Genomic DNA, 12,792 nt, shown 5'->3' on the forward strand with positions numbered 1-12,792 from the left:
GATGCAATTCAGCGATTTGATGGCAGCTCTTTCCAAGCACCCGATCCGTCTTCAGCAAGACGACGACAACCTTGTGATCCTGGGCGACGACGAAGGACTGGACAGCGCGCTGTTGGACAGTCTTGTTGTCCATAAGAACGAACTGCTCGATCTGGTGCAGAGAAATGGTGGCGACTGGCTGAGTCCGGCATTCCGCATCACACCGGACATGCTGCCTCTGGCCAGCCTCACTCAGGAAGAGATCGACCGGATTATCGACAGCGTGCCCGGCGGCGCTGGCAATGTGCAGGACATCTATCCCCTGGCCCCGCTGCAAGAAGGCATTCTTTACCATCACCTCGCCGCCGAGCAGGGCGATCCCTATGTGCTGCAGGCCCTGTTCGGGGCGGATCGGCGGACCCGTCTGGATGACTTTACCCAGGCGCTGCAAGGGGTGATCGATCGCCACGACATCCTGCGCACTTCGGTGGTGTGGGAAGGGTTGGACGAGCCGATGCAGGTCGTCTGGCAGGAGGCCACGCTGGCGTTGGAAGAAGTGGTGCTCGACTCGGTCGACGGCGACATCGAGTGGCAATTGCAGCAACGCTTCGACACGCAGCATCACCGTCTGGATGTGCGGCAGGCGCCGCTGATGCGCCTGGTTTGCGCGCAGGATCGTGATAACGATCGTTGGGTGGCGATTCTGCTGTTCCATCACATGGCGCTGGACCATGCGGCGCTGGAAGTGGTGCAGCATGAGATGCAGGCGTTCCTGCTCGGACAGGCCGACGCCTTGCCTGAAGCGGTGCCTTACCGCAACTACGTGGCGCAGGTCCGGTTGGGCGTCAGCGGTGACGCCCATGAAGCGTTTTTCCGCGAGATGCTGGCCGACGTCGATGAGCCGACACTGCCACTCGGTTTTGCCGAGGTGCCGAAACGCGAACCGGCGATCGAGGAAGTACAACTGCCGGTCGAGGCGTCATTGAGTCGGCGTTTGCGCGCGCAAGCCCGTCAGTTGGGCGTGAGCGCGGCAAGCCTGCACCACTTGGCCTGGGCGCGGGTGGTGGGCGGTGTTTCGGGCAAGCAAGACGTGGTGTTCGGCACCGTGCTGATGGGCCGGATGCAGGGCGGCGACGGTGCCGACCGAGCGTTGGGCATGTTCATCAACACGCTGCCGCTGCGGGTAAAACTGAGCGGGCAGGGCGTGCGCGAGGGGGTAAAAACCACCCACGCCGGCCTGACGGCTTTGCTCGGTCATGAGCACGCATCACTGGCATTAGCGCAGCGCTGTAGCGGTGTGCCAGCGCCCACGCCGCTGTTTGGTTCGCTGCTCAACTACCGCCACAGTGGTACGGCGCAGGTCGCTACGGCGCAAGCGCTTGAAGCGTGGGATGGTCTGCACACCCTGGGAGGCGCAGAGGGGACCAACTACCCGCTGACCTTATCGGTGGATGACTTGGGCGAAGGCTTCAGCCTGAGCGTCCTGGCCCTGTCCGAGATTGGCGCGCAGCGCATTGGCGACTACATGCTGACGGCGCTTGAAAGCCTGGTCCAGGCATTGGAGCAGACACCGGAAATGCTGCTGCCCCAGCTTGATATCCTGTCGTCCGCCGAGCGTCGGCAACTGCTGATGGATTTCAACGCCACCACCCGTCGCTATCCGCAGGACAAAACCGTTCATGCGCTGTTCGAAGCACAGGCCCAGGCGAGCCCGGATGCACCGGCGGCCGCGCACAACGGGCACGGCCTGACCTACGCCGAGCTGAACAGCAGGGCCAATCGTCTGGCCCGTCACTTGATCGGTCTCGGCGTACAGCCGGGCGATCGCGTGGCGATGCTGCTGGAGCGCTCGCTCGAGCTGTTGGTCAGTCAGTTGGCAATCCTCAAATGTGCCGCTGCCTACGTGCCGCTGGATGTCAACGCGCCGCTCGAACGTCAGGACTTTATGGTGCAGGACAGTGGGGCGCGGGTCGTGCTGACACTGAGTACCAGCACCGCACCTGAAGACACCCTGCGTGTGGACCTCGACACCCTAGCGTTGGATGCTGAAGCGGCCGATGATCTGGCCTTGGTGCAGAGCGCCGAGTCGGTCGCTTACGTCATGTACACCTCGGGTTCCACCGGTACGCCGAAAGGCGTATTGGTCCCGCACCGGGCGATCAGCCGGTTGGTGATCAACAACGGTTATGCCGAGCTCAACGCGCAGGACCGGGTGGCCTTCGCCTCCAATCCGGCGTTCGACGCCAGCACCCTCGACGTCTGGGCACCGTTACTCAACGGCGGGTGCGTGGTGGTGGTCGAGCAGGACGTACTGCTGTCGCAAGAGCGTTTTCGCATGCTGCTGCTTGAGCAATCGATCAGCGTGCTGTGGATGACCGCAGGCTTGTTCCATCAATACGCCTCGGGCCTGATGACCGTGTTCGGCCAGTTGCGCTACCTGATCGTCGGTGGCGATGTGCTCGATCCCGCAGTGATCAGCCGGGTGCTGCAAGAGGGCGCGCCAGCCCACCTGCTCAACGGCTACGGCCCGACGGAGGCGACCACCTTCACCACCACCCATGAGATCAAGGCCGTGGGCGAGGGCAGCATTCCGATCGGTCGCCCGATCGGCAACACCCGGGTCTACGTGCTGGACGCTTACTTGCAACCCGTACCAATGGGCGTAGCGGGCGAGCTGTACATCGGTGGCGACGGCGTGGCCAAGGGGTATCTGAACCGTCCCGGGTTGACCGTCGAGAAGTTTGTGAGCGACCCGTTCAACGCCGACCCGCAGGCCTTGCTGTATCGCACTGGCGACCTGGCGCGCTGGCTGGCGGACGGCTCTATCGACTACCTGGGCCGCAACGACGATCAGGTGAAGATCCGTGGTTTCCGTATCGAGTTGGGCGAGATCGAAGCCCGGTTGGGCCAGTGCGCGGGCGTGCAAGACGCCGTGGTGCTGGCGCGACAGGACGAGCCCGGGGCAAAACGCCTGGTCGGCTATGTGATCCCTCGGCAGGGCATCACCTTGTCGGTGCATGACCTGCGCGGGCAATTATCGAGCGTGTTGGCCGAGTACATGGTGCCGAGTGCTTTCGTGGTGCTGGATACGTTCTCGCTGACCGCCAACGGCAAGCTGGACCGTCGTGCGCTGCCGGTGCCGAACGACGAAGCCTACGCCAGCCGTGCCTATGAGGCGCCGCTGGGCAAGGTCGAGCAGACATTGGCGCAACTATGGGCCGAGGTGCTCAAGGTTGATCGGGTCGGCCGCCACGATCACTTCTTCGAACTGGGCGGCCATTCGCTGCTGGCGGTCACGTTGATCGAACGCATGCGTCAGGCGGGTTTGAGCGCCGACGTGCGAGTGCTGTTCAGCCAACCGACCCTGGCCGCGCTGGCGGCGGCCGTCGGCAGCGGCAGGGAAGTGAACGTTCCGGCGAACCTGATTCCTTCGGACTGCGAACGCATCACCCCGGACATGCTGCCGCTGGCCAGCCTGACCCAGGAGACGATCGACCGCCTCGTGGCGACGGTACCGGGTGGCACACGCAATGTGCAGGACATCTATCCACTGGCGCCGTTGCAGGAAGGCATCCTCTATCACCACCTTGCCGCCGAGCAGGGCGATCCGTATGTGTTGCAGACGCAGTTTGCCTTTGACAGCCGTGAACGCCTCGACGCGTTCGTTCAGGCGCTGCAGGTGGTGATCGATCGCCACGACATTCTACGCACCGGTATCGTGTGGGATGGGCTGGAATCACCCGCGCAGGTGGTCTGGCGCGAGGCGAAACTGCACCTTGAAGCGGTCGATCTCGACCCCGCCGCAGGTGACGCCGCCGAGCAGTTGCGCAATCGCTTTGACCCGCGACATCACCGTCTGGATGTCAGTCAGGCACCGATGATGCGCCTGGCCTATGGGCAGGACGATGCCAATCATCGGCTGGTCGCGACGCTGTTGTTTCACCACATGGCGCTGGACCACACGGCCATGGAAGTGGTGCAGCACGAGATGCAGGCGCACCTGTTGGGCGAGGCCGCGCAACTGTCCGAGGCCGTGCCGTATCGCAACTACGTGGCGCAGGCACGATTGGGCGTCCGCCGTGAGGAGCATGAGGCGTTCTTTTGCGACATGCTCGGCGATATTGACGCGCCGACGCTGCCGTTCGGTTTGCAGGATGTGCAGGGCGATGGACGTGACATTGAAGAACACACCCAGTCTGTAGCAGCACCGCTGGACCTGCGTCTGCGGGCCCAGGCGCGTCAGCTGGGGGTGAGTGCCGCAAGCCTGGTGCACCTGGCATGGGCGCAAGTGCTGGGCAAGGTTTGCGGCAAGCAGGAGGTGGTGTTCGGCACCGTGCTGATGGGCCGGATGCAGGGCGGTGAGGGGGCTGACCGCGCGCTGGGGATGTTCATCAACACCTTGCCATTGCGGGTGGACGTGGGCCTTCAAGGCGTGCGCGCCGGGGTCAAGACGACCCATGCACGACTGACGGCCTTGCTCGGCCACGAACATGCCTCGCTGGCATTGGCCCAACGTTGCAGCGGAGTGGCGGCGCCATTGCCGCTGTTCAGTGCCTTGCTCAACTATAGACACAGCGCCACGAGCGCGGCTTCGGCGCAAGCGTTGGAGGCGTGGCGCGGCATTGATGTCCTTGGCGGTGAAGAACGCACCAACTACCCCTTGACGCTGAACGTCGATGACCTGGGCAGCGGCTTTAGCCTGACGGTATTGGTTGCACCGCAGGTGGGCGCGCAGCGTGTTTGCGCCTACATGCACACGGCGCTGGAAACGCTGGTGCAAGCACTGGAACAGACACCTCAGGCGGCGTTGTATCGTCTGCCGATTGTGCCGGCAGCGGAACGTGAACAGTTGCTGGTGACGTTCAACGCCACCGAAGCGGATTACCCGCAGGAACAGACTATCCACGGGCTGTTCGAGGCCCAGGTGCAACGCACGCCGGACGCTGCGGCGGTGCTGCATGGCAAACAGTGCCTGAGCTATCGCGAGCTGAATCAACGCGCCAACCGGTTGGCGCATTACCTGCGCAAGCAGGGCGTACAACCGGATGCGCGGGTGGCGATCTGCGTCGAACGCGGCGTTGATATGGTCGTGGGGTTGCTCGGGATTCTCAAGGCCGGTGGCGGTTATGTGCCGCTGGATCCGGTTTATCCGGCCGACCGGATTGCCTACATGCTGACGGACAGCGCCCCGGCGGCGGTGTTGGCGCAAACGGCCACGCGCGGCTTGCTGGCCGAGACATCGGTGCCGGTGATCGACCTCGACAGCGGCATCTGGCAGGACGAATCCGTCTTGAATCCGGACATTGTCGACCTGACCTCATCGCACCTGGCCTACCTGATCTACACCTCCGGCTCCACCGGTTTGCCCAAGGGCGTGATGATCGAGCACCGCAACACGGTGAACTTCCTCACTTGGGCGCACCGTTCGTTCGATGCAGCAACCCTGGCGAAAACCCTGTTCTCCACCTCGCTGAACTTCGACCTGGCGGTGTACGAATGCTTCGCGCCGCTGACCTGCGGTGGCCGCATCGAGGTGGTGAGCAATGTGCTGGAACTGCAACAAGGCACCCACGACATCAGCCTGATCAACACCGTGCCCTCGGCGCTCAAGGCGCTGCTGGAATCCGGCGGGCTGAGCGATGGCGTCGACACGGTCAACGTCGCCGGCGAAGCGCTCAAGCGCAGCCTGGTGGACAGCCTGTTCCAGCAGACCAACGTCAAACGTCTGTGCAATTTGTATGGCCCCTCGGAAACCACGACTTATTCAAGCTGGGTATCGATGGCCCGTGAAGACGGCTTCGCCGCGCACATCGGCAAACCGGTGGCCAACACCCAGCTCTATTTGCTGGACGAACACGGGCAACCAGTGCCGCTGGGCGTGCCGGGGGAAATCTACATCGGCGGTGCCGGGGTGGCACGGGGTTACCTCAATCGCGACGATCTGACCGCTGAGCGTTTCCTTCGCGATCCGTTCAGCACCGAACAGAACGCCCGGATGTACAAAACAGGCGACCTCGGCCGTTACCGGCCGGACGGCAATATCGAATACCTGGGGCGCAACGACGATCAGGTGAAGATCCGTGGTTTCCGCATCGAACTGGGCGAGATCGAAGCCAAACTCGCGCAACACGAGGCGGTGAGGGAAGCCGTGGTCCTGGCTCGCGAAGACATCCCGGGGGAGAAGCGGCTGGTCGCTTACTTCACCCAGCATTCGGCGGACGAGGCCGCAGATATCGAAACCCTGCGCGCGCACCTGCAAGCGCAATTGCCGGAGTTCATGGTGCCGGCCGCCTACGTGCGACTCGACGCACTGCCGCTGACCCCCAACGGCAAACTCGACCGCAAGGCTCTGCCGGTGCCGGACTTAGATGCGCTGATCACCCGTGGTTACGAAGCCCCGCAAGGCGAAATCGAAACCACCCTGGCGCAGATCTGGCAAGACCTGCTCAAGATCGAGCGCGTCGGTCGTCACGATCACTTCTTCGAGCTGGGCGGGCATTCGTTGCTGGCGGTCAGCCTGATCGGGCGGATGCGCCAGCTCGGTTTGTCGGCGGACATTCGCGTGCTGTTCGGCCAGCCGACCCTGGCGGCACTGGCTGCCGCGGTCGGCGGTGGCAATGAAGTCGTGGTGCCGGCCAACGCAATTCTTCTGGGGTGCACCCACATCACGCCGGACATGCTGGCACTGGTCAATCTGGACCAGCAAGCCATCGACCGCATTATGGCGACGGTGCCGGGTGGCGCACGCAACGTGCAGGACATCTACCCATTGGCGCCATTGCAAGAGGGCATTCTCTACCACCACATCGCTGCGCAAACGGGTGATCCCTATGTGCTGCAGGCCACGTTCACCGTCTCGGATCGCGAGCGGCTGGAGGCGTTCGCCCATGCCCTGCAGGGCGTGATCGACCGCCATGACATCTTGCGCACCTCGGTGGTGTGGGAAGGCCTGGACGAGCCGGTGCAGGTGGTTTGGCGCAAGGCGCAATTGGCGGTGGAAGAGGTTGCGCTGATAGCCGGCGCCGGCGATATCGCCGAGCAGTTGCGCGAGCGATTCGACACGCTGCATTACCGTCTGGATATGCACCAGGCGCCGCTGATGCGCATCGCGTTCGCCCATGACGCACCCAACCAGTGTTGGGTGGCGATGTTGCTGTTCCATCACATGGCACTCGACCATATGGCGCTGGAAGTGGTGCAGCACGAGATGCAGGCGCATCTGTTGGGCCAGGAAAGTCAACTCGGCGAAGCCCTGCCGTACCGCAACTACGTGGCGCAGGCACGATTGGGCGTCAGCCGTGAGGAGCACGAAGCGTTCTTTCGCGAGATGCTCGGTGACATCGACGAGCCGACGCTGCCGTTCGGTCTACAGGATGTACAAGGTGACGGAAGCCACATCGAGGAAGCCCGGCTGGATATCGCCGCCGACCTCAGTCGCCGTCTGCGGGCGCAGGCCCGCCAGTTGGGCGTGAGCGCGGCAAGCTTGCACCATCTGGCCTGGGCGCAGGTAGTGGGCGGTGTTTCGGGCAAGCAAGATGTGGTGTTCGGTACCGTGCTGATGGGCCGTCTGCAAGGCGGCGAAGGTGCCGAACGTGCGCTGGGCATGTTTATCAACACGCTGCCGCTACGGGTGAGCTTGGGTGAACAAGGCGTGCGCAGCGGCGTGAAGGCCACCCATGCCCGGTTGACCGGGTTGCTGGGCCACGAACATGCGTCGCTGGCATTGGCTCAACGCTGCAGCGGCGTGACCGCGCCGTTACCGTTGTTCAGCGCCTTGCTCAATTATCGGCACAGCGCCGCGAATATCGCCTCGGGCGAAGCATTGGTGGCCTGGGAAGGTATTGAAACCCTGAGCAATGAAGAACGCACCAACTATCCGCTGACGCTGTCGGTGGACGATCTTGGCGAAGGCTTCAGCCTGACGGCGCTGGCCTTGCCGCAGATCGGTGCGCAACGCATCTGCGCCTATATGAATACTGCATTGGAGCATCTGGTCGAGGCGCTGGAGCAGGCGCCACAGACGCCGCTGCACAGTGTATCGATTCTACCGTCCGCCGAGCGTCGGCAACTGCTGATGGATTTCAACGCCACCACACGTCGCTATCCGCAGGACAAAACCGTTCATGCGCTGTTCGAAGCACAGGCCCAGGCGAGCCCGGATGCACCGGCGGCCGCGCACAACGGGCACGGCCTGACCTACGTCGAGCTGAACAGCAGAGCCAATCGTCTGGCCCGTCACTTGATCGGTCTCGGCGTACAGCCGGGCGATCGCGTGGCGATGCTGCTGGAGCGCTCGCTCGAGCTGCTGGTCAGTCAGTTGGCAATCCTCAAATGTGCCGCTGCCTACGTGCCGCTGGATGTCAACGCGCCGCTCGAACGTCAGGACTTTATGGTGCAGGACAGTGGGGCGCGGGTCGTGCTGACACTGAGTACCAGCACCGCACCTGAAGACACCCTGCGCGTGGACCTCGACACCCTAGCGTTGGATGCTGAAGCGGCCGATGATCTGGCCTTGGTGCAGAGCGCCGAGTCGGTCGCTTACGTCATGTACACCTCGGGCTCCACCGGTACGCCGAAAGGCGTGTTGGTTCCGCACCGGGCCGTGAGCCGGTTGGTGATCAACAACGGTTACGCGGAGTTCAACGCGCAGGACCGGGTAGCCTTTGCTTCGAACCCGGCGTTCGACGCCAGCACCCTCGACGTCTGGGCACCGTTGCTCAACGGCGGTTGCGTGGTGGTGGTCGAGCAGGACGTACTGTTGTCGCAAGAGCGTTTTCGCACGCTGTTGCTCGAGCAGTCGATCAGCGTGCTGTGGATGACCGCAGGCTTGTTCCATCAATACGCCTCGGGCCTGATGACCGTGTTCGGCCAGTTGCGCTACCTGATCGTCGGTGGCGATGTGCTCGATCCCGCAGTGATCAGCCGGGTGCTGCAAGAGGGCGCGCCAGCCCACCTGCTCAACGGTTACGGCCCGACAGAGGCGACCACCTTCACCACGACGCATGAGATCAAGGCCGTGGGCGAGGGCAGCATTCCGATCGGTCGCCCGATCGGCAACACCCGGGTCTACGTGCTGGACGCTTACTTGCAACCCGTACCAATGGGCGTGGCGGGCGAGCTGTACATCGGTGGCGACGGCGTGGCCAAGGGGTATCTGAACCGTCCCGGGTTGACCGTCGAGAAGTTTGTGAGCGACCCGTTCAACGCCGACCCGCAGGCCTTGCTGTATCGCACTGGCGACCTGGCGCGCTGGCTGGCGGACGGCTCTATCGACTACCTGGGCCGCAACGACGATCAGGTGAAGATCCGTGGTTTCCGTATCGAGTTGGGCGAGATCGAAGCCCGGTTGGGCCAGTGCGCGGGCGTGCAAGACGCCGTGGTGCTGGCGCGACAGGACGAGCCCGGGGCAAAACGCCTGGTCGGCTATGTGATCCCTCGGCAGGGCATCACCTTGTCGGTGCAGGATTTGCGCACCGAATTGGCCGCATCGCTGGCCGAGTACATGGTGCCGAGTGCTTTCGTGGTGCTGGATACGTTCCCGCTGACCGCCAACGGCAAGCTGGACCGTCGTGCACTCCCTGCGCCCGACGCCGAAGCCTACGCCAGTCGCGAATACGCAGCCCCTCAGGGTGAAGTCGAGCAAGTACTGGCACAGTTTTGGGCCGAGGTGCTCAAGGTCGATCGGGTCGGCCGCCACGATCACTTCTTCGAACTGGGCGGCCATTCGTTGCTGGCGGTCACGTTGATCGAACGCATGCGTCAGGCGGGTTTGAGCGCCGACGTGCGAGTGCTGTTCAGCCAGCCGACCCTGGCCGCGCTGGCGGCGGCCGTCGGCAGCGGCAGGGAAGTGAACGTTCCGGCGAACCTGATTCCTTCGGACTGCGAACGCATCACCCCGGAGATGCTGCCGCTGGCCAGCCTGACCCAGGAGACGATCGACCGCCTCGTGGCGACGGTACCGGGTGGCGCACGCAACGTGCAGGACATCTATCCGCTGGCGCCGTTGCAGGAAGGCATCCTTTATCACCACCTTGCCGCCGAGCAGGGCGATCCGTATGTGTTGCAGACGCAGTTTGCCTTTGACAGCCGTGAACGCCTCGACGCGTTCGTTCTGGCGCTGCAGGTGGTGATCGATCGCCACGACATTTTGCGCACCAGTGTGGTTTGGGAAGGACTCGACGAGCCGGTTCAAGTGGTCTGGCGCGAGGTTGTGCTGGAACCGGAGTGTATTGTTCCGGACATCACGGCCGGTGATATCGCGACGCAACTGGGCACCCGGTTTGACGCTCGGCATTACCGCCTGGACCTGCGACATGCGCCGCTTCTGCACCTCGCTTACGCACACGACGTGGCCCAGGAGCGCTGGGTGGCGATATTGCTGTTCCACCACATGGCGCTGGACCATACCGCACTGGAAGTGATGCAGCATGAAATGCAAATGCAGCTGCTGGGGCAGGGCGAGCAACTGGGCGAAGCGATGCCGTACCGCAATTATGTGGCACAGGCACGACTCGGTCTGAGTGCAGACGATCACGAGGCGTTTTTCTGCGAGATGCTCGGCGATGTCGACGAGCCAACACTGCCCTTCGGCCTGCAGGATGTACAGGGCGACGGGCATGGTATCGATGAAGTCCGCCAGCCTGTCGATCTTGTGCTGTCCAAGCGCCTGCGGGCCCAGGCGCGTCAGCTGGGGGTTAGCGCCGCAAGCCTGGTGCACCTGGCATGGGCCCAGGTGCTGGGCAAGGTTTCCGGCAAGCAGGACGTGGTGTTCGGCACCGTGCTGTTAGGCCGCCTGCAATCCGGCGACGGTGCCGACCGGGCCTTGGGGATGTTCATCAATACCTTGCCGTTGCGGGTCGACGTTGGCACCCAAGGCGTGCGTGCCGGGGTCAAAGCCACCCATGCACGGTTGACCGCCTTGCTCGGCCATGAGCACGCCTCACTGGCTCTGGCGCAGCGCTGCAGTGGTGTGACGGCGCCGACGCCGCTGTTCAGCGCCTTGCTCAATTATCGGCACAGTGCAGGAGAAGTCACGCAGGACGCTCTGTCAGCGTGGGAAGGCATCGAGGCGCTGGGCGGCGACGAACGAACCAATTACCCGCTGACACTCAATGTGGACGACTTGGGTGAAGGCTTTTATCTCACCGCCCTGGTCGCCACGCCGATCGGTGCGGAGCGCATTTGCGCCTATATGCAGGTAGCGCTGGACAACCTGGTCATGGCGCTGGAGCAAGCACCGCAAACCCCGCTGCAAGCGTTGACGATCCTGCCACAGGCCGAGCGTCTGCAGTTGCTCGAGACTTGGAACAGCACGGACGCGGTGTATGCCCACGATGACTTGATCCATCGACAGTTCGAAGCCCGGGCAGCGACGCAACCTGACGCGGTGGCCGTGGTATATGAGGACCGGACACTGACCTACGGCGCACTCAACGCCCGTGCCAACCAGGTGGCGCACCGCCTGGTGGCCCTTGGGGTTTGCCCGGATGATCGGGTGGCGATCTGTGTCGAGCGTGGCCTGGACATGATCATCGGCCTGCTGGGGATCCTGAAGTCCGGTGCAGGCTATGTGCCGCTGGACCCGGCCTATCCGGCGGAGCGTATCGCTTACATGCTGCATGACAGCAGCCCTGTCGCGCTTGTGACTCAGTTGCAGTTACGTGACAACCTGCCGCCATTGATAGTGCCGATGATAGCGCTCGACCCGCTCGAAGCCGACGAAATCAGCTCACAACCTCAGCACAACCCCGACGTGCCGGGACTGAACGCCAGCCATCTGGCCTACGTGATTTACACCTCGGGCTCGACCGGCCTGCCCAAGGGCGTGATGGTCGAGCACCGCAATGTCGCGCGGCTGTTTTCGGCGACGCAGCCCTGGTTCGATTTCAACCCGCAAGACGTGTGGGCGTTGTTCCATTCCTTTGCTTTCGATTTCTCGGTCTGGGAAATCTGGGGTGCGCTGATCCATGGCGGCCGCTTGCTGGTGGTCCCGCAACTGGTCAGTCGTTCGCCGCAATACTGCTACGCACTGTTGTGTGAGGCCGGAGTGACCATTCTCAACCAGACGCCGAGCGCCTTCCGCCAGTTGATTGCGGCCCAGGGCGAAAGCGACCTGAGCCACAGCCTGCGGCAGGTGATCTTCGGCGGTGAAGCGCTGGAGACCGGGATGCTCAAACCCTGGTATGCCCGTGAGGTAAACGCGCAGACGCAACTGGTCAACATGTACGGCATCACCGAAACGACGGTACACGTGACCTACCGTGCGCTGGAGGCGGTCGATGCACAATTGGCCGGTGTCAGTCCGATCGGCAAGCGCATTCCCGATCTGCAACTGTATGTGCTGGATGCCCAGCGTGAGCCGGTGCCGGTGGGTGTAGTCGGTGAAATGTATGTGGGCGGCGCGGGTGTCACCCGTGGCTATTTGAACCGCGACGAGTTGACCGCAGAGCGTTTCCTGAACAATCCATTCAGCCCGGACCCGAGCGCCCGGATGTACAAGACCGGTGACCTCGGGCGTTGGCTGGCGGACGGCAGCATCGAATACCTGGGGCGCAATGACGACCAGGTGAAGATTCGTGGTTTCCGTATCGAACTGGGCGAGATCGAGGCGAAACTGGCCGCGTGCAACGGTGTGCGTGAGGCCGTGGTAATGGCACGCCAGGACACGCCGGGCGACCAGCGCCTGGTGGCCTATGTGATTGCCGAAGACGGCGAGCAACTGTCGGTTGCCGACCTGCGCACCCAACTGCTGGGCTCGCTGGCCGAGTACATGGTGCCCAGTGCATTCGTGATGCTGAGCACATTCCCGCTGAC

1 protein-coding gene (cut by a window edge) is annotated in these 12,792 nt (G+C 63.3%); it reads left to right on the forward strand.

Annotated elements, in window-relative coordinates:
• Window position 1: 1 nt before the first annotated feature.
• Window positions 2–12,792, forward strand: partial view of a non-ribosomal peptide synthase/polyketide synthase gene (locus ACZ89R_RS02110; protein WP_429546876.1) — the start only. It continues 18,163 nt past the right edge of the window; the window shows 12,791 of its 30,954 coding nt (coding positions 1–12,791); it begins with the start codon at window positions 2–4; its stop codon lies beyond the right edge, outside the window.

The sequence above is a fragment of the Pseudomonas sp. TE3728 genome, assembly GCF_056279145.1.